The organism is Pantoea sp. JKS000250 (assembly GCF_003201065.1).
GTDB lineage: Bacteria > Pseudomonadota > Gammaproteobacteria > Enterobacterales > Enterobacteriaceae > Pantoea > Pantoea vagans.
Map to the genome: position 1 here is coordinate 1357059 of NZ_QICZ01000001.1, position 20609 is coordinate 1377667.

Below are 20609 nucleotides of genomic sequence, written 5' to 3' on the forward strand. Positions count from 1 at the left end.
TTCTTCGTTAACGTTGGGTTTTCACGGCGATGCCGTTTAATATAATGTGCTATCGTACCTGGTCATTACCGGGAGCTATACGGACAGCTTCCGCCATAACATTTGAGGATAATCACTTCGTCATGACGCGTATGAAACATCTGGTGGCTGCTGCCACACTGAGCCTGGCACTTGTTGGTTGTTCCGGCTCAAATGACGCGGTACCGGACAGCCCGCCTTCTGAAATCTATGCTACAGCGCAGCAAAAGCTGCAGGACGGTAACTTTAAAGCCGCGATTAAGCAACTGGAAGCGCTGGATAATCGTTATCCGTTCGGTCCTTATTCGCAGCAGGTGCAGCTGGATTTAATCTACGCGTACTATAAAAATGCCGATCTGCCCCTGGCGCAGGCTGCCATTGCCCGCTTTATGCGTCTTAACCCCACACATCCGAACATTGACTATGTCATCTATATGAAAGGTCTGACGGACATGGCGCTGGATGACTCAGCACTGCAGGGCTTCTTTGGTATCGATCGTTCTGACCGCGATCCGACGCACGCTCGTGATGCCTTCCGCGACTTCTCCCAGCTGCTGCGCAGTTACCCGAACAGCCAGTATGCGGCTGATGCTCAGAAACGCCTGGTCTATCTGAAAGACCGCCTGGCGAAATATGAGCTGTCAGTGGCGCAATTCTATACTAAGCGTGAGGCGTATGTCGCGGTTGTTAACCGTGTCGAAGGTATGATGCGCGATTATCCGGATACTCAGGCAACACACGATGCGCTGCCGCTGATGGAAAATGCTTACCGCAATCTGCAGCTCAACGCTGAAGCAGACAAAGTGGCCAAAATCATTGCAGCGAACAACAGCTGATAGCCCGATAGTTTTTCAGCCATAAAAAAAGCAGCCTGCGATGGCTGCTTTTTTTTGCTCAAAGAACAGTCAGAAGTGGATCTGATGCCAGCGAGCTAACTCATCAAGCATGCCGTGTTAATCGTTTCGCTTCAAGCCATTTCAGCCAGTTTCTCAGCCTTTCTCACAGAATGTCGTGACTGACAAAAAGTGACATTTTTTCGTGATCGAAATCGCACATTCAACGCTTTTTCACGCTATGCTGAAAAGACCAAGACGGAAATGACAGAGAGGTAAGAACGATGATTCTGAACATTACCAGTAAACAAATGGAAATTACTCCGGCAATCCGAAGCCATGTTGAAGACCGTCTCGCCAAGCTCGAAAAATGGCAAACTGACCTGATTAACCCGCATATTGTCCTGTCCAAAGAGCCCAAAGAATTCGTGGCTGACGCCACCATTAACACACCTAACGGGACTCTGGTGGCCAGCGCCAAGCATGATGATATGTACACCGCGATCAACGATTTGATTGCGAAGCTCGAACGTCAGCTGAATAAAGTTCAGCATAAGTCTGAAGCACGCCGCGCCAGTGCCAGCGTAAAAGATATTATCCCCGCCGACGAAGAGTCCTGAGTTTGTTAACGCGCCTTCGGGCGCGTTTTTTATTGACAGCTTTTAAGCAGTACGGTTACTCTCAGGTCACTCTCTTTTCGGACATTCCCATGAAACTTGATCTGTTTTTCTTCGCTTTCTTTTTTACCTTCCCCTGAACGGGAGGCCATTCGTCGTGTGAAAATGAAAGCGAAGACGAACAACGAAGCCTCCCAACCGGGAGGCTTTTTTATTGGATAGCATACAGGTGAGCCCTATGAATCCCGACAATCCATTGCTGGCGCTACGCGACAAGATCAGCGCAGTGGATAAAAAACTTCTGACGCTGCTGGCCGAGCGTCGTCTGCTGGCAGTGGAAGTCGCGCAAGCGAAACTGGCAACGCATCGCCCGATTCGCGATGTGGAGCGCGAACGTGCGCTGCTGGAGAATCTGATTGTGCTGGGTAAAGCGCACAAACTGGATGCGCACTATATCACCCGCCTGTTCCAGCTGGTCATCGAAGATTCCGTGCTGACTCAGCAGGCACTGCTGCAGAAAAACCTCAACCATCCCCATGCGCATGCTGCCCGCATCGCTTTCCTTGGTCCGAAAGGCTCTTACTCACATCTTGCCGCACGCAACTACGCATCGCGCCATTTCGATAGCATGGTGGAATGTGGCTGCCTGAAGTTTCACGACATCATCAAACAGGTCGAGAATGGCGTGGCTGATTACGCCGTAATGCCGATTGAGAATACCAGTTCGGGCTCTATTAACGACGTCTACGATCTGCTGCAACAGACCAGCCTCTCTATCGTGGGCGAGCTGACATTACCTATCGACCACTGCGTACTGGTAAATGGTCCCACCGATCTGCAGCAGATTGAGACGGTGTACAGCCATCCTCAACCCTTCCAGCAGTGCAGCCAGTTCATTAACCGCTTCCCGCACTGGAAAATCGAATATACCGAGAGTACCGCAGCAGCGATGGAGAAAGTGGCTGCGCTCAACTCACCTAAGGTGGCAGCGCTGGGAAGTGAAGCAGGCGGCGAGCTCTATCAGTTGCAGGTGCTGGAACGTAATCTGGCCAATCAGCAGCAGAACCATACCCGCTTTATCGTGCTGGCCCGCAAACCAATTGAGGTGTCGGACCAGGTCCCGGCAAAAACCACGCTGATCATGGCAACCGGCCAGCAGGCGGGTGCGCTGGTCGATGCGCTGCTGGTTCTGCGTCAGCACAATCTGATTATGAGCAAGCTGGAGTCCCGCCCGATTAATGGCAATCCGTGGGAAGAGATGTTTTACATTGATGTGCAGGGCAATCTGCAGTCAGAGCGGATGCAGCAGGCGCTTCAGGAACTGCAAACCATGACACGCTCGCTGAAGGTGCTGGGCTGCTATCCCAGCGAGAATGTGGTGCCAGTTGACCCTGGCGAATAACCAGTTGACCCTTGCGAATAAAAAGAAAAGAAAAAAGGCATCCGATTGGATGCCTTCTTCATTTATGGACGGCTATCATTGGCCGAACGCAACAGACTGCGGCTTTCAACCAGGAAGCGTTTCGCGTGATCGCCAAACCATTGCTCTACCCGGTTAAAGCTGGCAATAAACGCCTGCTTGTCACCCTGCTCCAGCAGGGCTATTGCTTCGCCAAACCGCTGGTAATAGCGTTTGATCAGCGCCAGATTGCTCTCTGAGGACATGATGATATCCGCATAAAGCTGCGGATCCTGCGCGAACAATCGTCCCACCATCGCCAGTTCCAGCCGGTAAATCGGCGACGAGAGCGCCAATAGCTGATCGAGATTGACGTTCTCTTCAGCTAAATGCAGGCCATAGGCAAAGGTGGCAAAGTGACGGAGCGCCTGAATGAAGGCCATGTTCTGGTCATGCTCAACCGCGCTGATACGGTGCAGACGCGCACCCCAGACCTGAATCTGCTCCAGGAACCACTGGTAGGCTTCCGGCTGTCGGCCATCACACCAGACCACCACCTGTTTTGCCAGACTGCCGCTGTCCGGGCCAAACATCGGATGCAGACCCAGCACCGGGCCGTTATGAGCGGCCAGCATCGCCTGCAGAGGGCGGTTTTTCACTGACGCCAGATCGACCAGGATACAATCTTCAGGCAGTGGCGGCAGCTGAGCAATGACCTGCTCGGTCAGATGGATCGGAACACTGATGATCACCATACCGGCATCACTAAGCAGTGACTCAGCCTGTGGCCAGTCCTCTTTATCCAGCGTTTTGACCGTGTAGCCTGACAGCCCGAGCATTTTTTCAAACAACCGGCCCATCTGGCCCTTGCCACCGACGATCACCACCGGGCGCAGTTCAGGACAGAGGGTTTTAAAACCTTTGTCATTTTCGCTGGTATAGGATTCGCGCATCACACGACGCAGCACATCCTCTATCAAATCCGGTGGTACACCGAGCGCCTCAGCCTCTTTGCGACGGGAAGCCAGCATAGACGCTTCCCGTTCAGGGACATAGATAGGCAGTCCGTAACGGCTCTTAACCTCCCCGACTTCCGCTACCAGCTCCAGCCGTTTAGCCAGCAGATCCAGCAGCGCTTTATCAACACTGTCAATTTGATCGCGTAACGCGGTCAGTTCAGCCACCATTGCTCTTACACCTCTTGTGACAGACGCGCCGACAGCACTCCCTGCAGATCCTGATGCATCTCACGCAGCAACGTTTCGGTCACTTCCCAGTTGATGCAGGCATCAGTTACGGAAACGCCATACTTCATTTCGCTGCGTGGCTGTTCAGAAGACTGATTACCCTCATTGATATGGCTTTCCAGCATCAGACCAATGATTGAACGGTTACCGTCTTTGATCTGCGCGATAGCGGATTCCGCTACGCCAGGCTGACGGCTGTAGTCTTTGTTCGAATTGCCATGGCTGCAATCTATCATTAAGGCTGGACGCAGTCCCGCTTTGAGCATCTCTTTTTCACACTGCGCGACATCTTCAGGACCGTAGTTCGGCGCTTTGCCACCACGCAGAATCACGTGACCATCCGGATTGCCCTGCGTCTGCAGCAGGCAGACCTGACCAGCCTGATTGATCCCGACAAAACGGTGCGGCATTGCAGCAGCACGCATGGCGTTGATTGCCGTTCCCAGACTGCCATCGGTGCCGTTTTTAAAGCCGACCGGCATAGACAGGCCCGAGGCCATTTCACGGTGCGTCTGAGATTCTGTCGTCCGTGCGCCAATGGCAGACCAGCTGAACAGGTCGCCCAGGTATTGCGGGCTATTCGGATCCAATGCTTCAGTCGCCAGCGGCAGGCCCATTTCAACCAGGTTCACCAGCAGCTGACGCGCAATGTGCAGACCCGCTTCCATATCAAACGAGTTATCCATGTAAGGATCATTAATCAGCCCTTTCCAGCCGACAGTCGTACGAGGCTTTTCAAAATAGACGCGCATCACGATATAAAGCTGATCTTTCAGCTCTTCAGAAAGGGTTTGCAGACGATGAGCATATTCAAGCGCCACTTCAGTATCGTGAATCGAGCAGGGTCCGCACACCACCAGCAGACGCGGATCGCGGCCGGCAATAATGTCAGAGATAGTCTGGCGGGACGCCGCGACCTGCTCCTGCTGTTCAGTAGTCAGTGGAAACTTCGCTTTCAGCTCTTCAGGCGTAATGAGTACCTGTTCACCGGCGATATGCACATTGTTCAGCGCGTCTTTTTGCATGATGGCGATCCTTTAGCTCGTATTAGCTGATTGTGGCTCCTCATTGAGGAATGCAAATACTGTATCACAGGCAATACATAGTGCAATATTATATGTACACATTTATTACCACAGATCAAACACTGCCAAGCTTACCAATTAAATAACCTTTAAATTCATAACATTAATTAAGAAACGCAAAAAATGGCGAGCCACCATAATGTAATTATATGTTTACACATGCATATGTTGCGTTTCTGCTCCCCGCAGGCAGAATGAAAGAATTATTCTGATAAAACTGAGAGAGTTATGCGCCCATCGCTACAGAAAATTTATCTGCGACCGTTTGAGCTCAGTGATATAGCCGCATTTACTGCTGCGGTTAATGCCTCTCTGGACAGCCTGATCCCCTGGATGGTCTGGGCGCATCACGATTATCAGCCTCACGAAGCAGAAAGCTGGATTCGCTTTACTCACTGGCAGCGGATGAAGGAGGAAGCAGAAGAGTTTGCGATTGTCGATCAGCATGACCAACTGCTGGGTGGCGCAGGCATACGCTTTGCCCGTCCTCCGGGTGACACCAGCGCAATTGGCTACTGGGTTCGCAGTGATGCACAGCGTCAGGGGATCGCGAGCCGCGCGGTAGCAAAGCTGCTGCCGCTGGGATTTTCACGCCCGGAGACACGGGTGATTGAAATTCTGGCCGCTGAGGAAAACCTGGCCAGTCGGGGCGTAGCGGAGAAGTGCGGCGGCCAGTTTATTGGCTGTCGCTATGGCCTGATCGTATTAGAGGCGGGGCCGGTGAATACCGCGATTTATCATTTTCAGCGGCCGGATGCCGGTTAACTGCTGCCATCTGGTTGTCATCAGGACAAAAAAAGGGGCTGGCAGATGCCAACCCCTTGTTTGCTATTAACTTTTAGATGTCGCGTTAGCGATACCTTAGTTAAGACGCTCTTTAATACGAGCAGACTTACCAGTACGCTCACGCAGGTAGTACAGTTTGGCTTTACGCACAGCGCCACGACGTTTAACAGCGATGCTGTCAATAACAGGTGAATGAGTCTGGAATACACGCTCAACGCCTTCGCCGTTAGAAATTTTGCGAACAGTGAATGCAGAGTGCAGACCGCGGTTACGAATAGCGATAACCACGCCCTCGAATGCCTGCAGACGTTTTTTAGAACCTTCAACGACCCATACTTTCACTTCCACGGAATCACCCGGGCGGAAGGAAGGTACGTCCTGTTTCATCTGCTCTTGTTCAATTTGCTTGATAATGTTGCTCATAATTAAATCTCATATCCTGGGTAAACTGATAGTCGGGGAAGATCACTCTTCCACATCATCGTTTTGTTGCTGCTGAGATTCCCGCTGGAACTCATTCAGCAACCTTGCTTGCTCTTCAGTCAGAGCCAGGTTTTCCAGAAGTTCAGGTCTTCTCAGCCAGGTACGGCCTAGCGACTGCTTCAGACGCCAGCGGCGAATATCAGCATGGTTACCTGACAGTAATACTGCCGGGACCTCCACGCCGTCTAACACTTCAGGTCGGGTATAGTGCGGACAATCCAGCAAGCCATCAGAGAACGAATCCTCATCGGCTGACGCCTGCTTGCCGAGTACGCCTGGAATAAACCGGGCAACTGCGTCAATCATCGTCATTGCTGGCAGTTCCCCGCCGCTGAGAACGTAATCACCGATTGACCATTCTTCGTCAATTTCGGAATGAATTACGCGCTCATCAATCCCTTCATAACGGCCACAGACCAGAATTAACTTGTCCCGTGCCGCCAGTTCGCAAACGCCCTGTTGGTCCAGTTTGCGACCCTGAGGTGAAAGATATATCACTCTGGCGCCATCACCTGCCGCTGCTTTCGCTGCGGAGATGGCATCCCGTAAGGGTTGTACCATCATCAGCATTCCCGGTCCGCCGCCGTAAGGACGATCATCCACGGTACGGTGCCGGTCGTGCGTGAAGTCACGAGGACTCCAGCTCTGAATGCTGAGCAGACCGTTTTTTACAGCCCGGCCAGTTACCCCGTAATCGGTAATAGCGCGAAACATTTCTGGAAACAGGCTGATAACACCAATCCACATTGTATTCGCCGTTACGTTACCGTTCGATTCGGAGATCAAAAACCAGGATCCCAATCTACCTCAATGACGCCAGTAGAGAGATCGACTTTCCTGATAACCTGTTCATCAAGAAACGGAATTAACCGCTCCTGAGCACCGAATGCATCTTTCAGGTTTGCCTTAACGACGAGTACGTCGTTCGAGCCGGTTTCCATCATATCGATGACTTTACCCATCTCGTAGCCTTCAAGGTTAACTACCTGGCAACCCATAAGGTCTTTCCAGTAGTAGTCGCCCTCTTCAAGCGATGGCAACTGCGTCGAGTCAACCTGAATTTCGCAATTGGTTAACTGAGCCGCCGCATCCCGATCGTCAATGCCTTTGACTTTGATGATCAGGTCCTGATTGTGGTGCTTCCAACCTTCCAGTTCGACCTGCTGCCATTTACCGGCGCGCTGGATGAACCAGGGTTGGTAGTTGAAGATGCTTTCAGCGTCTTCAGTGGAGGAAAACACTTTGAGCCAGCCGCGAATACCGTAGGCGGCTCCCATCTTACCCAATACAATCGGGTTAACAGGAGGCTGTGCGGCAAGTTGTCTGCTCATGCTCACCACCGTGACAGATTAAGCTGCTTTCTTAGCTTCTTTGACCAGCGCGTTAACGCGATCAGAGAGTGTTGCGCCCTGGCCAACCCAGTGCTCGATACGGTCCAGATCCAGACGCAGACCTTCAGCCTGACCAGATGCGATCGGGTTGAAGAAACCAACGCGCTCGATGAAACGACCGTTGCGTGCATTGCGGCTGTCAGTAACGACGACCTGATAGAACGGACGCTTTTTAGCGCCGTGACGTGCCAAACGAATTGTTACCATAACATCCTCTTCAGTTAATAAAACACCCGGCCCCCATCGAGGAACGGGGTCCGGGTGCTGTATAAAAAGCCCGAAAATTTTACTCATTTTGGCGAAAAAAGCAACCTAAACCGTGCCTTTCCGGGCTTTTTTGTGGAACGCTTAGCGGCCGGGGAATCCTGGCGGCATCATACCCTTCATGCCGCGCATCATTTTCGCCATACCGCCCTTCTTCATTTTCTTCATCATACGCTGCATGTCGTCGAACTGCTTCAATAAGCGGTTAACGTCCTGCACCTGCATTCCGGAGCCGGTTGCAATGCGGCGCTTGCGCGAGCCTTTAATGATTTCTGGTTTCTCACGCTCTTTGCGCGTCATCGAGTTGATGATGGCTTCCATGCGTACCAGCACTTTGTCATCCATCTGCGATTTCACATTGTCAGGCAACTGTCCCATACCCGGCAGTTTACCCATCAGGCTGGCCATGCCGCCCATGTTGCGCATCTGCTTCAGCTGCTCAAGGAAGTCATTGAGATCAAAACCGTCGCCGGTTTTCAGCTTCTTGGCCAGTTTCTCCGCCTGGTCGCGGTCAACCTTGCTTTCGATATCTTCGATCAGTGACAGCACGTCACCCATGCCGAGGATACGTGACGCAATACGGTCAGGATAGAACGGTTCAAGCGCTTCGGTTTTTTCACCGACACCCATGAATTTAATCGGCTTGCCGGTGATATGGCGAATCGACAGCGCTGCACCACCGCGGGCATCGCCGTCGACCTTGGTCAGGATAACCCCGGTCAGCGGCAGCGCTTCATTAAAGGCTTTCGCCGTGTTTGCGGCATCCTGACCGGTCATGGCATCGACCACAAACAGTGTTTCTACCGGTTTAATCGCGGCATGAACCTGTTTGATTTCGTCCATCATCGCTTCGTCAACGTGCAGACGACCGGCGGTATCCACCAGCAGCACATCGTAGAACTTCAGGCGGGCTTCACGCAGCGCATTGTTAACGATATCGACCGGCTTCTGACTGAGATCGGACGGACAGAAATCCACGCCAACCTGCTGTGCCAGTGTTTCCAGCTGTTTGATTGCCGCCGGACGATAGACGTCGGCAGAAACCACTAAGACTTTCTTCTTATGTTTCTCACGCAGGAACTTACCCAGCTTAGCGACGCTGGTAGTTTTACCGGCACCCTGCAGGCCCGCCATCAGTACTACGGCTGGTGGCTGAGCTGCCAGGTCGAGTGCATTGTTCTCTGCACCCATCGCCGCAACCAGCTCGTTACGAACGATTTTGATGAACTCCTGACCTGGCGTCAGGCTTTTATTCACATCATGGCCGACCGCGCTCTCTTTCACACGGTTGATGAAGTCACGCACCACCGGCAGTGCAACGTCAGCTTCAAGCAGCGCCATGCGCACTTCACGCAGGGTCTCTTTGATGTTCTCTTCAGTCAGCCTTCCGCGGCCGCTGATATTTCGCAGGGTTTGCGACAAACGATCGGTTAAATTATCAAACATGGTCTCTCACTAAAAAAAAGATCGCGAGGTGCCTGATCGGCAGAATGCGGCGGATTATAACACGAAGCCTCGGCGATCTCTGCAATTGCCCCTCAGATCGTTTGGAGCCTGCTTCGGCTGGCGCTATACTGCCTTTTTCCTTATCTGACTGACCTGAAAGGATCTATGTTCGTTTTCGCGATAGTGGCGCTATTCGCCTACTCCTTAAGTCTTGCCCTTATCATTCCCAGCCTGTTGAAACGTAACGGCGGCTGGCGGCGAATGGCGATGTTCTCTGCCTGTGTGGCGCTGGTGACACACGCGGTCGCCCTGCAGCAACGCATATTTGCGGTTGATAGCGGACAGAATTTAAGCCTGCTCAACATTGGCTCGCTGGTGAGCCTGTTGATCTGCGCCATCATGACCATTGTGGCGTCACGCAACCGTGGCTGGCTGCTGCTGCCGATTGTCTACAGCTTCGCGCTGATTAATCTGGCCTTCGCCACTTTCGTCCCCAATGCGTTCATTACCCATCTGGAAACCACGCCAGGCATGATGATCCATATCGGCCTGTCGCTGTTCGCCTATGCGACGCTGATTATTGCCGCGCTCTATGCGCTGCAGCTGGCGTGGATTGATTACCAGCTAAAAAACAAGCGACTGGCATTTACCCAGGATATGCCGCCGCTGCTGACCATCGAACGTAAGATGTTTCACATTACCCAGGTGGGCGTCGTGCTGCTGACGCTGGTGCTCTGCACAGGTCTGTTTTATATGCAGGATCTCTTCAGCGCAGAAAACGTCGATAAAGCCGTTCTCTCCATCATTGCGTGGTTTGTTTATATCGTTTTGCTCTGGGGGCACTATCATGAAGGCTGGCGTGGTCGCCGCGTCGTCTGGTTTAACTGCAGCGGTGCGGTGCTGTTAACCATGGCTTACTTCGGCAGTCGCATCCTGCAGCATCTGCTTGTCCCTACCTCTCGTTAAAAAGGAAGTTCTGCGTTGGAGAATGTTTCAACCACCACGCTGATTATTATTCTCTGCGTCATGGTCCTGGTTTCCGCCTGGTTTGCCGGGTCGGAAACCGGAATGATGACGCTTAACCGCTATAAGCTGCGCCATCAGGCAAAAAACGGTAATCGCGCCGCACGCCGGGTGGAGAAGTTACTGCGTCGTCCTGACCGGCTGCTCAGTCTGGTTTTAATCGGTAACAACCTGGTCAATATTCTGGCCTCCGCCCTTGCCACCATCGTAGGCATGCGTATTCACGGTGATGAAGGCGTCGCGATTGCGACCGGCATCCTGACCTTTGTGGTGCTGGTCTTTGCCGAAGTGCTGCCGAAAACCGTGGCGGCGCTCTATCCAGAGCGCGTCGCCTTTCCCAGCAGCCTGCTGCTGGTCCCGCTGCAATACATCATGCTGCCGCTGGTCTGGCTGCTCAACACCATTACCCGGCTGCTGATGAGAATAGCGGGTATCCGCGCTGACGGTGCCATTAACTCTGCGCTGAGCAAAGAGGAGTTACGTACCATCGTCTATGAGTCGCGTAGCCTGATGTCACGCCGGAACCAGGACATGCTGCTCTCTGTGCTCGACCTGGAGAAAGTCAGCGTTGACGACATCATGGTGCCGCGTAATGAGATCGTCGGCATCAACATCAACGATGACTGGAAGTCGGTCGTACGTCAGCTGAGTCACTCGCCACACGGCCGCATCGTGCTGTTCCGGGATTCGCTGGATGACTGCGTCGGCATGCTGCGGGTACGCGAAGCCTGGCGCATGATGACGGAGAAAAAAGAGTTCACCAAAGAGACACTGCTGCGTGCCGCCGATGAGATCTACTACATCCCGGAAGGTACACCGTTGAACACTCAGCTGGTGAAGTTTCAGCGCAATAAAGAGAAAGCGGGCGTAGTGGTGGATGAATATGGCGATATCAAAGGGCTGGTGACAATTGAGGACATTCTGGAGGAGATTGTTGGTGACTTTACCACCTCCATGTCACCGTCGCTGGCAGAGGAAGTAATGCCGCAGAATGATGGCTCGGTACTGATTGAGGGCAGTGCTAACGTGCGTGAAATCAACAAGGCATTTAACTGGCAGTTGCCAGAGCAGGAAGCCCGCACCATCAACGGCATGCTGCTGGAAGCGCTGGAAGAGATCCCCGCCATCGCCACCCGGGTTCAGATCGGCCATTACAACGTCGATATTCTGGACGTGCAGGACAACATGATCAAACAGGTGCGCATCACGCCAAAGACGCCGCTGAAAAAATCGGTCGGTTCCTGAAGCCATAAAAAAACGCCGCAATCGAATCGATGCGGCGTTTTTTTTAGCAGAGAAGTCCTGACTAGATGTGCAGTTCTTTCAGCTTTTCAGCAGGCAGTTTCAGATCGTCGTTGCGGTTAACGCCGATCTCATGCGCCAGCACATTGCGGGCGATCTGCTGCGCTTCGTCCAGTGAGTGCAGTTTGTAGCTGCCACACTGGTATTCATTAAGCTCAGGGATCTGGTTCTGATCTTTCACTTTCAGAACATCTTCCATCGCCCCTTTCCACGCTTTCGCAACGCGCTGCTCGTCTGGCGTACCAATCAGGCTCATGTAGAAGCCGGTGCGGCAACCCATCGGCGAGATATCGACGATTTCCACACCGTCACCATTCAGGTGGTCACGCATGAATCCGGCAAAGAGATGCTCCAGCGTATGAATGCCACGCTCAGTAAGGATATCAATGTTCGGGCGGCAAAAACGCAGGTCAAAGACGGTAATCGTATCGCCATGCGGAGTCTTCATGGTTTTTGCAACGCGTACTGCCGGTGCGCCCATGATGGTGTGATCAACGGTAAAACTGTCCAGTAGTGGCATACGTCACCTCCTGTTCTGAGAATTTTTTTTAAAACGATGAAACTTTTCTGTTCGCCCAACGTCTGAATATATGAAAGACGCGCATTTGTTATCATCATCCCTGACAACAGAGATGTTAATTTGGCCACATTGATGTGGCCTTTTTCTTTTCTACCCTTCCCGGCTCGCCAGATACGCTTCAAAATCCAGCTTATCATTCGCTTCCAGCTCTTGCTGTGCAGCAACAGATTCCTGCGCCTGACGCGTGAAATCGTCTTCTGTCAGCACTTCCAGCGGCTCTTCGCAGAGCAGATGGCGGTACTGTTCAGCCAGCGCCACGCCCGTTCCGGTGACACCATTGTCCTTCATTGCCTGAAGGATGCGCGCCGAGTAGGTTAGCTCAGGATCGTCGAATGATGCTACCAGTTGATCGCAAACCTGCTGATATTCCGTGCTGTCCTGATTATTGCTGTCTAAGACTTCAGCAACGCGACGCAGATCGGCAAACAGGGTCTTGCCTACTTCCACCAGCGAATGCTCCGCATCTCCACAGCCCACAGCAATTTTCTGATCCGGTTTACGCCCTTCCAGCACCACCCGGTTCCAGTTTTTGCGGGTGCACTGCAACTCATCGGCACTCATTTCCGGCGCATCCGCCAGGGTACACCAGATCAGGAACAGGTCGAGGAAGCGAACCTGATTCTCATCAACGCCGATGGCAGAGAACGGGTTGATATCCAGCGAGCGCACTTCAATGTATTCAATGCCGCCACGCAGCAGCGCATCTGAAGGTGCTTCACCCGAGCGTGTCACACGCTTAGGGCGGATTGGTGCATAAAGCTCATTCTCAATCTGCAATACGTTAGTATTGAGCTGCAGCCAGTTACCGTCAGCATCTTTGGTGCCCATCGCCGCATACTCTTCAGATGGCGTTCTGATCGCATTCTTCAGCGCAGTGACATAGCCTTCCAGAGAGTTAAACGTGATGCCCAGTGAGCTCTGCGATTTATTGGTGTAGCCTAAATCGCTCAGACGCAGCGAGGTGGCGTAAGGCAGCCACATGGTATCTTTGTCATTGGTTTCGAACGGCAGCGCACTCTCACGGCCCTGCAGGAAGCTGGAGCTGATAGCCGGCGATGCGCCAAACAGATACGGGATCACCCAGCCGAAGCGATAGTAGTTGCGGATCAGCCGCAGGTAGCCCGCTGAGATAGTCTCTTTGCCGCTTTCCTGATCTTTCACGTCAGCCCACTCCTGCCAGAATGAAAGCGGCAGCGAGAAGTTATAGTGAATGCCGGAGATGGTCTGCATCAACGCGCCGTAACGGTTTTTCAGGCCTTCGCGGTAGAGCGTCTTCATCTTGCCGATATTGGAGGTGCCATATTGCGCCAGCTCGATATTGTCCGCGTCGTCAATCTCGCACGGCATACTGAAGGGCCACATGCGTTCATCACCCAGTTCACGGGCAACGTGACGGTGGATATCGCGCAGGAAAGCCAGCATATGATCGATGCTGTGATGCACTGGCGTAATAAATTCCAGCAGTGTTTCGGCAAAGTCAGTGGTGATCCAGTCATGCTTCAGCGCCGAGCCCAGAGATTCAGGGTGGCCGGTTTTTGCCAGATCGCCATTTTCCTGTACACGCAGCGTTTCACGCTCGATGCCACGGCCAATCCCTTTCAGGGCATTGGGATGCGCTTCCAGCCAGGAGAGCGCTTTAGATACGTCCGGGATCACATTACCCCCCCGCTGTGATAATAATTTATTTTTGTTCAGCATAATGTTAACCGTAGCCTCGAATCTGTGCGAATCAATGCCACCATTGCATACCCTGTAATGTGGCAGTCGCGATAACGATATAACGCAGTGTTTTGCCGACGGCGAGAAACAGCATCGCAGGTAGCCAGGCGAAACGTAACCAGCCTGCGAGAACGCAGAGCAGATCACCTACCACCGGTAGCCAGCTGAATAAAAGTGCTGCAGGTCCCAGTCGGTGCAACCACGTCATTGCTGTGTCATGCCATCGCCCCTGACGTTTTAGCGGCAGCAAGCGACCAATAAGAATGTTGGTTAAGCCGCCCAAGGTGTTTCCCAGGGATGCGGCCAAAAGCAACCCGTAAACTGATGTCTTTTTTGCTATCAATAGTGCTATCAGCAGTGCTTCTGAACTTCCCGGCAGGAGCGTCGCACTCAGAAAACTGCTGCCGAACATCGAGGCATAGGCGAGAACGTCACTCACAGTAAGCGGACATCCACCACGTCCATGCCCGCCGCCTTCGCGGCCTGAATCCCAAAGTCCGCATCCTCGAACACCACACAACGTGCCGGCGCCACACCCAGCAGCTCAGCGCAGCGTAAGAAGGTTTCAGGCTCAGGTTTATGACGCTGAACGTCGTCAGCGCCGACAACTGCTGAGAAGAGCTCACGCACGCCCAGCTGCGTCAGTAACGCCTCTGCCATGCTGTGTTCGCTTCCGGTACCCACCGCCATCGGACGACGCCCGTGATACGCTTTTACCACCTCCATTAATGGCAGTGGCCTGACGTTTTCCAGCAGCATCGCTTTCACAGCAGCCGTTTTTTCTGCAGCAAGAAGATGAGGGTCGAGTGACGACTGATTGGATTCAATGATGAACTGCGCCAGCCGCCAGGCGGGAGCGCCATTGAAGTCGATAATACGCGCTTCATCCAGCGTTAATCCATGACGCGCCAGTACCTGACGCCACGCTTTTCGATGTGTCGGCTCAGTATCAAGAATCGTGCCGTCCATATCGAAAATCAGGGCGTCATATTGATCGTACATTGTCACTCCGGACATTCACCAAATGAGACATTACTTTAGCCTAATGTGGACAGGTTGTCGCCAGGGGGGATGAACAGCAAATGCTTTGAAAGCATTAGCAATTTTTGTTTTCAGATAAAGGTGATCGTGCGCGGCCAGGGATAACCGTACGAATTTGCAGCGATTTTTTAACATTATTTTGGCAGACAGGCGGCGGCGGACGGGCGTGAGCAGCAAAACAGAGAGTGCTGACACGTGAAACAGGCGCTGTAATTCGCTTAAGTCAGAATGATGAATCAGTGAGGCGGGTTAAGCAGAAAAACAGTATGGGTAAAGCCAGAGAGAAACCGCAGGGGTTATAAGGAAACTTGCTTAACTTTGGGTCATGGGCGGTAAATGATGCAAAAGAGTGGTGTCAGGCACAATCTTAGCGATAATCACGCCACGATAAATTGAGGGATTTTTGAAAACTAAAAGATGGTGCATCCAGGAGGATTACTCAGCTTGCGCTTCGCCCTGTGGGCCGTTGCTGAAGCAACGTTATCCTCCTTAGTGAGACCTGAACGCTATTCACGTCATGACACACTGAGGTACTAATCATATTGGAAGATATGGTGCATCCAGGAGGATTCGAACCTCCGACCGCTCGGTTCGTAGCCGAGTACTCTATCCAGCTGAGCTATGGATGCATTGGGGTCTATCTTTTGGGGTCTGTCTTTCGAGGTACAACTTTTTATGGACTTACAGAAACCAACCTGAGGATGTTACAAAGAATGGTGCATCCAGGAGGATTACTCAGCTTTCGCTTCGCCCTTCGGGCCGTTGCTGAAGCAACGTTATCCTCCTTAGTGCGGCCTGAACGCTAATCACGTCATGACACACTGAGGCACTGACCATATTGCAGAATATGGTGCATCCAGGAGGATTCGAACCTCCGACCGCTCGGTTCGTAGCCGAGTACTCTATCCAGCTGAGCTATGGATGCATAAATCTGATTCTTGTACAACGCAGGGTGCTAACTACTCACCATGAAAGGAATTGCTAATTCACTTTGTTTTTCGATGGTGCATCCAGGAGGATTACTCAGCTTACGCTTCGCCCTGCGGGCCGTTGCTGATGCAACGTTATCCTCCTTAGTGCGGCCTGAACGCTAATGCGTCATGTCACACCGAGGCACTTCTCCATATTCGAAAATATGGTGCATCCAGGAGGATTCGAACCTCCGACCGCTCGGTTCGTAGCCGAGTACTCTATCCAGCTGAGCTATGGATGCATCGAAAATGGCGGTGAGGGAGGGATTCGAACCCTCGATACAGCTTTTGACCGTATACTCCCTTAGCAGGGGAGCGCCTTCAGCCTCTCGGCCACCTCACCTTACGCTTTCTTTCGAACCGTGCTTCTGAACTTGTTTCTGCTCATCGGCACTGCGTGGCGCACATATTACTTTCCCGGACTTTTAAGTCAAACAATTTTTCCGAAACTTTGTTTGATTGAGCAAATCACACACAATTGGGACAAAATGGCGACAAAAAGAGTGAATTATCAACAATGAAAGATGATGTCGTTAACGAAACAGGGAAGAGAAAGCAGAAAAGAAAAGGCAGGATTTTTACAGAAAGCGGTAGCGCCTCGCACAGGTGCGAGACGCTGAATCCGTTAAACGCTGGTTTGTTGCGTTTTTTCAGCCTGGATGCGTTGATAGATCTCTTCGCGATGCACAGACACTTCTTTCGGCGCGTTAACCCCTATGCGAACCTGGTTACCCTTAACACCCAGCACCGTTACAGTTACCTCATCACCGATCATGAGGGTTTCACCAACTCGACGAGTTAGAATAAGCATTCTTTGCTCCTTGAAAGATTAAAAGAGTCGGGCTTGTACAGGCTCCCGGCATTATCCATCATTTAACGCTGCACATTGACTATGAGAAATACACCAATGCACATCGATGCGCCAATACATTCTGCTGATAGTTAGTTTAGCCGAAATACACTACATCAACCTGACTTTGTCATTTGTTGCTTTAGCATCGTATTAAAAAGCGCCGGAACCGGGGTTCTGACGCTTCAGACAATGCCTTGTTCTGTTTACATTACAGGCGGCTGTTAACCCAGCTCTCGACCCCTGCCAGAGCGCCTTTCAGCGCGTCAGCATCAGTACCACCAGCTTGTGCCATATCAGGACGACCACCGCCCTTCCCGCCAACCTGCTGTGCCAGACCGGCAATCAACTCACCCGCTTTAACACGGTCAGTCAGATCTTTGGTCACACCCGCAATCAGCGACACCTTACCTTCAGCAACTGTCGCCAGCACAATAATCGCCGATCCCAGCTGATTCTTAAGATCATCAACCATGGTACGCAACATTTTAGGCTCGACGCTGTTGAGCTCACTGACCAGCAGTTTCACACCCTTAACGTCGATAGCATTGCTGCTCAGTGAGGCGCTCTCCTGCGCGGCCTGCTGATCGCGCAGTTGCTGCAACTCTTTCTCGAGAGCACGCACGTGATCGATCAGACCTCGCACCTTCTCGTTCAGGTTGCTGCTGTTTGCTTTAACCAGCTGCGCAAGATCCTGAAGCTGGCTGCTCTGCGCATTGACCTGCGCCAGCGCGCCTTCACCGGTAATCGCTTCGATACGACGGATACCGGCTGCTGTTCCTGATTCAGCCTGAATACGGAACAGGCCGATATCACCGGTGCGCGCAGCATGCGTACCCCCGCACAGCTCAACCGAGAAATCACCCATGGTCAGAACGCGTACGCGCTGATCATATTTCTCGCCAAACAGTGCCATTGCACCCTTAGACTTCGCCGCGTCAAGATCCATCACTTCAGTTTCAACCGGCAGGTTGCGACGAATCTGCGCATTGACAATATCTTCGACCTGACGAATCTCCTGAGGTTTCATCGCTTCGAAATGCGAGAAGTCGAAACGCAGGTATTTGTCATTAACCAGCGAGCCTTTCTGCGCCACATGTTCACCTAAAACCTGACGCAATGCGGCATGCAATAAGTGGGTCGCAGAGTGGTTAAGACGAATGCGCGCACGACGTGCCGCATCAACCTGGGCCTCAAGGCGATCTCCGATACGCAACTGCCCTGCGGTCAGCTTACCGACATGACCGATTGCCTGACCATATTTTTGTGTATCCTGGACGCTAAATTCAGCATTCTTCCCTTTCAGCAGACCGGTATCGCCGACCTGACCACCGGATTCGCCATAGAATGGGGTTTCATCCAGCACGACTACGGCATCCTGACCTGCGGTCACTTCATCAACCGCCTTGCCCGCAACGTAGAGCGCTTTCACCGTGGCAGCCAAATCAAGCTGGTCGTAACCTTTGAAAGAAGAGGCGGCATCAATGCGGATAACGTTGCTGTAGTCAGCGCCGAAGCCACTTGCTTCACGTGCACGCTGACGCTGCTGTTCCATCGCCTGCTCAAAGCCCGCTTCATCAATTTTCAGATTGCGTTCGCGGCAGACGTCAGCCGTTAAATCAGCCGGGAAGCCAAAGGTATCGTAAAGACGGAAGACGATTTCGCCATCCAGCGTGTCGCCCTGCAGTTTTTCCAGCTCTTCGTCCAGCAGCGCCAGTCCACGCTCCAGCGTTCTGGCAAACTGATCCTCTTCGCTTTTCAGCACCTGCTCAACCTGAGCCTGCTGGCGCTGTAACTCTTCGCCCGCAGCACCCATGACTTCAACCAGTGGCGCAACCAGCTTATAGAAGAAGGCCTCTTTGGCGCCCAGCATGTTGCCATGACGTACGGCGCGACGAATGATACGACGCAGCACATAGCCACGGTTCTCATTCGATGGAATCACACCATCGGCAATCAGGAAAGCACAGGAGCGGATATGGTCGGCAATCACGCGTAGCGATTTATTACTCAGATCGGTTGCGCCGGTAACCTGTGCCACAGCCTGAATCAGTTTCTGGAACAGGTCGATTTCATAGTTGGAGTTGACGTGTTGCAGAACGGCAGAAATACGCTCAAGGCCCATTCCGGTATCAACCGACGGTTTTGGCAGCGGCAGCATAGTGCCGTCAGCCTGACGGTTGAACTGCATAAAGACGATGTTCCAGATCTCAATATAACGATCACCATCTTCTTCCGGGCTGCCTGGCGGGCCACCCCAGATGTGATCGCCATGATCGTAGAAAATTTCACTGCATGGACCACAAGGACCGGTATCGCCCATCTGCCAGAAGTTATCTGACGCGTACGCGCTGCCCTTGTTGTCGCCGATGCGAATAATGCGCTCGCGTGGCACGCCGATTTCATCCGCCCAGATATTGTAGGCTTCATCATCGGTTTCATAGACCGTCACCCACAGACGCTCTTTCGGCAGGCTGAACCACTGCTCGCTCGTCAGCAGTTCCCAGGCAAAACCAATCGCCTCTCTCTTGAAGTAGTCACCAAAGCTGAAGTTACCCAGCATTTCAAAGAACGTGTGGTGACGCGCGGTGTAGCCGACGTTTTCAAGATCGTTGTGTTTACCGCCTGCGCGAACGCAGCGCTGTGACGTGGTCGCACGTGTGTAATCACGTTTGTCCTGACCGAGGAACACATCTTTAAACTGGTTCATCCCGGCGTTGGTAAACAACAACGTTGGATCGTTATTCGGTACGAGGGAGCTGCTGGTTACAACCTCATGTCCCTTGCTATGAAAAAAGTCGAGAAACGCTTGACGGATCTCAGCAGTGCTCTTGCTCATAAATGTCCTGGAATCACGCTAACGAACGTTCCCTCTGATCGGCGCGGCCACATTCTCGTGGTGCCTGATTAGCGGAACAAAAAGTGGGAATAAGATAAATTTTCTTCAGTGGGAAGTAAAATTACATCGGCTTTTAGTCATCAAAATTTCTGAAAATAGACTGGATATCGTCGGTCTGAAAGCCCTTTGACTGCAGATAGCGTAGTACTTTCGCTTTCTCTTTCCACTCTGTGGGCAGCGGATGTCCGAATTTTCGTTCAGCCAGCTGTGCAGCGCAGGCTGCCCAGTCAACATCCGTCTCTTCCATTGCAATATCAATAGCTTCACGATCGATGCCTTTCTGGGCCAGTTCAAGCCGTACGCGTTGCGACCCAAAACCTTTACGGCTTCGGCTCTGAATAAACCGATCGGTGAAACGCTCGTCATTTAACCAGCCGCTTTCCTGACACCAGTCCAGTACCTGCTCCAGCAGCGCTTCAGTGATAATTTCAGGCTCTTTTTTCTGCGCCCACGCGGCGCGCTGAGCTGACTGTTGCAGCTTACGGGATAATTCTGCACGGCTGTGATCGCGCTGACCCAGAATGCGCATCGCACGGTCAAGCAGACGAGAATAAGAGACAACATTGGGTTGGGGCTGAGAGGATTCAGTCATACTGCGCACCTTCTACAAACAGAGGGAGATTATGGCGACAGAACAGGACAGAGGGAAGGCAGG

21 protein-coding genes, 4 tRNA genes and 1 other annotated feature are annotated in these 20609 nt (G+C 52.4%); of the genes, 7 read left to right on the forward strand and 18 right to left on the reverse strand.

From position 1 onward, the window contains the following. Positions 1 to 122: 122 nt before the first annotated feature. The 4 genes from bamD (at position 123) to pheA (ending at position 2870) form a co-directional block, all read left to right on the forward strand. Entirely contained in the window at positions 123 to 854 is a 732-nt protein-coding gene (bamD, locus tag BY447_RS06480) for an outer membrane protein assembly factor BamD (protein ID WP_009086788.1), read from the forward strand. Between the two features lie 281 nt (positions 855 to 1135). Beyond that, positions 1136 to 1471 (forward strand): ribosome-associated translation inhibitor RaiA, encoded by a 336-nt coding sequence (raiA, locus tag BY447_RS06485; RefSeq protein WP_013358812.1) that lies wholly within the window; start codon positions 1136 to 1138, stop codon positions 1469 to 1471. A gap of 88 nt (positions 1472 to 1559) precedes the next feature. Continuing rightward, positions 1560 to 1684: a sequence feature (Phe leader region), on the forward strand. Continuing rightward, positions 1561 to 1608 (forward strand): pheA operon leader peptide PheL, encoded by a 48-nt coding sequence (gene pheL, locus BY447_RS23365; protein ID WP_187507180.1) that lies wholly within the window; start codon positions 1561 to 1563, stop codon positions 1606 to 1608. (Overlaps the previous feature by 48 nt.) Before the next feature lie 22 nt (positions 1685 to 1706). Continuing rightward, the gene (pheA, locus tag BY447_RS06490) at positions 1707 to 2870 is read left to right on the forward strand and encodes a bifunctional chorismate mutase/prephenate dehydratase (RefSeq protein ID WP_013358813.1); all 1164 of its coding nucleotides are present in this window, start codon (positions 1707 to 1709) and stop codon (positions 2868 to 2870) included. Positions 2871 to 2932: 62 nt separating this feature from the next. On the opposite strand, the gene tyrA is transcribed toward pheA, so the two are convergent. Further along, on the reverse strand, positions 2933 to 4054 hold the full coding sequence (gene tyrA / locus BY447_RS06495) for a bifunctional chorismate mutase/prephenate dehydrogenase (RefSeq protein WP_013358814.1): 1122 nt from the start codon (positions 4052 to 4054) through the stop codon (positions 2933 to 2935). Positions 4055 to 4059: 5 nt separating this feature from the next. After that, on the reverse strand, positions 4060 to 5139 hold the full coding sequence (locus BY447_RS06500; protein WP_033783948.1) for a 3-deoxy-7-phosphoheptulonate synthase: 1080 nt from the start codon (positions 5137 to 5139) through the stop codon (positions 4060 to 4062). A gap of 288 nt (positions 5140 to 5427) precedes the next feature. On the opposite strand from BY447_RS06500, the gene BY447_RS06505 reads away from it, so the two are divergent. Further along, the gene (locus BY447_RS06505; RefSeq protein ID WP_110330800.1) at positions 5428 to 5964 is read left to right on the forward strand and encodes a GNAT family N-acetyltransferase; all 537 of its coding nucleotides are present in this window, start codon (positions 5428 to 5430) and stop codon (positions 5962 to 5964) included. Between the two features lie 96 nt (positions 5965 to 6060). Here the strand turns inward: BY447_RS06505 and rplS are convergent, their stop codons facing one another. From rplS to ffh, 5 genes are all read right to left on the reverse strand, one after another. Further along, the gene (rplS, locus tag BY447_RS06510) at positions 6061 to 6408 is read right to left on the reverse strand and encodes a 50S ribosomal protein L19 (protein ID WP_003849035.1); all 348 of its coding nucleotides are present in this window, start codon (positions 6406 to 6408) and stop codon (positions 6061 to 6063) included. Positions 6409 to 6450: 42 nt separating this feature from the next. Then, complete coding sequence (gene trmD / locus BY447_RS06515) at positions 6451 to 7215, reverse strand: tRNA (guanosine(37)-N1)-methyltransferase TrmD (RefSeq protein ID WP_013358817.1); 765 nt, start codon at positions 7213 to 7215, stop codon at positions 6451 to 6453. Between the two features lie 35 nt (positions 7216 to 7250). Next, the gene (gene rimM / locus BY447_RS06520; protein ID WP_013358818.1) at positions 7251 to 7799 is read right to left on the reverse strand and encodes a ribosome maturation factor RimM; all 549 of its coding nucleotides are present in this window, start codon (positions 7797 to 7799) and stop codon (positions 7251 to 7253) included. 18 nt (positions 7800 to 7817) lie between these two features. Beyond that, positions 7818 to 8066: a 30S ribosomal protein S16 gene (rpsP, locus tag BY447_RS06525; RefSeq protein WP_003849041.1), complete on the reverse strand. Its 249-nt coding sequence runs from the start codon at positions 8064 to 8066 to the stop codon at positions 7818 to 7820. Positions 8067 to 8207: 141 nt separating this feature from the next. Beyond that, on the reverse strand, positions 8208 to 9569 hold the full coding sequence (gene ffh / locus BY447_RS06530; RefSeq protein WP_013358819.1) for a signal recognition particle protein: 1362 nt from the start codon (positions 9567 to 9569) through the stop codon (positions 8208 to 8210). Between the two features lie 165 nt (positions 9570 to 9734). Here ffh and BY447_RS06535 point away from each other — a divergent pair, with 165 nt between their 5' ends. Together BY447_RS06535 and BY447_RS06540 are read left to right on the forward strand one after the other, a co-directional pair. Next, a complete protein-coding gene (locus tag BY447_RS06535; RefSeq protein WP_013358820.1) occupies positions 9735 to 10535 on the forward strand; it encodes a cytochrome C assembly family protein in 801 nt (266 codons plus the stop codon). Between the two features lie 15 nt (positions 10536 to 10550). Beyond that, entirely contained in the window at positions 10551 to 11837 is a 1287-nt protein-coding gene (locus BY447_RS06540; RefSeq protein ID WP_013358821.1) for an HlyC/CorC family transporter, read from the forward strand. A gap of 61 nt (positions 11838 to 11898) precedes the next feature. Here the strand turns inward: BY447_RS06540 and luxS are convergent, their stop codons facing one another. The 11 genes from luxS to BY447_RS06600 form a co-directional block, all read right to left on the reverse strand. Beyond that, positions 11899 to 12414: an S-ribosylhomocysteine lyase gene (gene luxS, locus BY447_RS06545; RefSeq protein WP_003849049.1), complete on the reverse strand. Its 516-nt coding sequence runs from the start codon at positions 12412 to 12414 to the stop codon at positions 11899 to 11901. A 150-nt stretch (positions 12415 to 12564) separates the two neighbouring features. Further along, on the reverse strand, positions 12565 to 14172 hold the full coding sequence (gshA, locus tag BY447_RS06555; protein ID WP_110330802.1) for a glutamate--cysteine ligase: 1608 nt from the start codon (positions 14170 to 14172) through the stop codon (positions 12565 to 12567). A 31-nt stretch (positions 14173 to 14203) separates the two neighbouring features. After that, positions 14204 to 14632, reverse strand: a complete 429-nt coding sequence (locus BY447_RS06560) for a YqaA family protein (RefSeq protein WP_033783952.1) — start codon at positions 14630 to 14632, stop codon at positions 14204 to 14206. After that, positions 14629 to 15195 (reverse strand): fructose-1-phosphate/6-phosphogluconate phosphatase, encoded by a 567-nt coding sequence (gene yqaB, locus BY447_RS06565; RefSeq protein ID WP_110330803.1) that lies wholly within the window; start codon positions 15193 to 15195, stop codon positions 14629 to 14631. The genes BY447_RS06560 and yqaB overlap by 4 nt, the downstream gene beginning before the upstream one ends. Positions 15196 to 15786: 591 nt before the next feature. Further along, positions 15787 to 15863 (reverse strand) — tRNA-Arg (locus BY447_RS06570). A 219-nt stretch (positions 15864 to 16082) separates the two neighbouring features. Beyond that, positions 16083 to 16159 (reverse strand) — tRNA-Arg (locus BY447_RS06575). A 211-nt stretch (positions 16160 to 16370) separates the two neighbouring features. After that, positions 16371 to 16447: transfer RNA gene (locus BY447_RS06580), tRNA-Arg, on the reverse strand. A gap of 8 nt (positions 16448 to 16455) precedes the next feature. Next, a tRNA-Ser gene (locus BY447_RS06585) sits at positions 16456 to 16548 on the reverse strand. 282 nt (positions 16549 to 16830) lie between these two features. After that, positions 16831 to 17016, reverse strand: a complete 186-nt coding sequence (gene csrA / locus BY447_RS06590) for a carbon storage regulator CsrA (RefSeq protein WP_008927091.1) — start codon at positions 17014 to 17016, stop codon at positions 16831 to 16833. A gap of 250 nt (positions 17017 to 17266) precedes the next feature. After that, positions 17267 to 19894 carry an alanine--tRNA ligase gene (alaS, locus tag BY447_RS06595; RefSeq protein ID WP_110330804.1) on the reverse strand — a complete coding sequence of 876 codons (2628 nt, stop codon included), beginning with the start codon at positions 19892 to 19894 and terminating at the stop codon, positions 17267 to 17269. A 133-nt stretch (positions 19895 to 20027) separates the two neighbouring features. Further along, a complete protein-coding gene (locus BY447_RS06600; RefSeq protein WP_013358827.1) occupies positions 20028 to 20546 on the reverse strand; it encodes a regulatory protein RecX in 519 nt (172 codons plus the stop codon). Positions 20547 to 20609: the final 63 nt, after the last annotated feature.

What these genes read in the sequence shown, in the direction of transcription:
- bamD (WP_009086788.1), top strand. Translation starts at nt 123, where the DNA reads ATGACGCGTATGAAACATCTGGTGGCTGCTGCCACACTGAGCCTGGCA.
- raiA (WP_013358812.1), top strand. Translation starts at nt 1,136, where the DNA reads ATGATTCTGAACATTACCAGTAAACAAATGGAAATTACTCCGGCAATC.
- pheA (WP_013358813.1), top strand. Translation starts at nt 1,707, where the DNA reads ATGAATCCCGACAATCCATTGCTGGCGCTACGCGACAAGATCAGCGCA.
- tyrA (WP_013358814.1), bottom strand. Translation starts at nt 4,054, where the DNA reads ATGGTGGCTGAACTGACCGCGTTACGCGATCAAATTGACAGTGTTGAT.
- BY447_RS06500 (WP_033783948.1), bottom strand. Translation starts at nt 5,139, where the DNA reads ATGCAAAAAGACGCGCTGAACAATGTGCATATCGCCGGTGAACAGGTA.
- BY447_RS06505 (WP_110330800.1), top strand. Translation starts at nt 5,428, where the DNA reads ATGCGCCCATCGCTACAGAAAATTTATCTGCGACCGTTTGAGCTCAGT.
- rplS (WP_003849035.1), bottom strand. Translation starts at nt 6,408, where the DNA reads ATGAGCAACATTATCAAGCAAATTGAACAAGAGCAGATGAAACAGGAC.
- trmD (WP_013358817.1), bottom strand. Translation starts at nt 7,215, where the DNA reads ATGTGGATTGGTGTTATCAGCCTGTTTCCAGAAATGTTTCGCGCTATT.
- rimM (WP_013358818.1), bottom strand. Translation starts at nt 7,799, where the DNA reads ATGAGCAGACAACTTGCCGCACAGCCTCCTGTTAACCCGATTGTATTG.
- rpsP (WP_003849041.1), bottom strand. Translation starts at nt 8,066, where the DNA reads ATGGTAACAATTCGTTTGGCACGTCACGGCGCTAAAAAGCGTCCGTTC.
- ffh (WP_013358819.1), bottom strand. Translation starts at nt 9,569, where the DNA reads ATGTTTGATAATTTAACCGATCGTTTGTCGCAAACCCTGCGAAATATC.
- BY447_RS06535 (WP_013358820.1), top strand. Translation starts at nt 9,735, where the DNA reads ATGTTCGTTTTCGCGATAGTGGCGCTATTCGCCTACTCCTTAAGTCTT.
- luxS (WP_003849049.1), bottom strand. Translation starts at nt 12,414, where the DNA reads ATGCCACTACTGGACAGTTTTACCGTTGATCACACCATCATGGGCGCA.
- gshA (WP_110330802.1), bottom strand. Translation starts at nt 14,172, where the DNA reads ATGCTGAACAAAAATAAATTATTATCACAGCGGGGGGGTAATGTGATC.
- yqaB (WP_110330803.1), bottom strand. Translation starts at nt 15,195, where the DNA reads ATGTACGATCAATATGACGCCCTGATTTTCGATATGGACGGCACGATT.
- csrA (WP_008927091.1), bottom strand. Translation starts at nt 17,016, where the DNA reads ATGCTTATTCTAACTCGTCGAGTTGGTGAAACCCTCATGATCGGTGAT.
- alaS (WP_110330804.1), bottom strand. Translation starts at nt 19,894, where the DNA reads ATGAGCAAGAGCACTGCTGAGATCCGTCAAGCGTTTCTCGACTTTTTT.
- BY447_RS06600 (WP_013358827.1), bottom strand. Translation starts at nt 20,546, where the DNA reads ATGACTGAATCCTCTCAGCCCCAACCCAATGTTGTCTCTTATTCTCGT.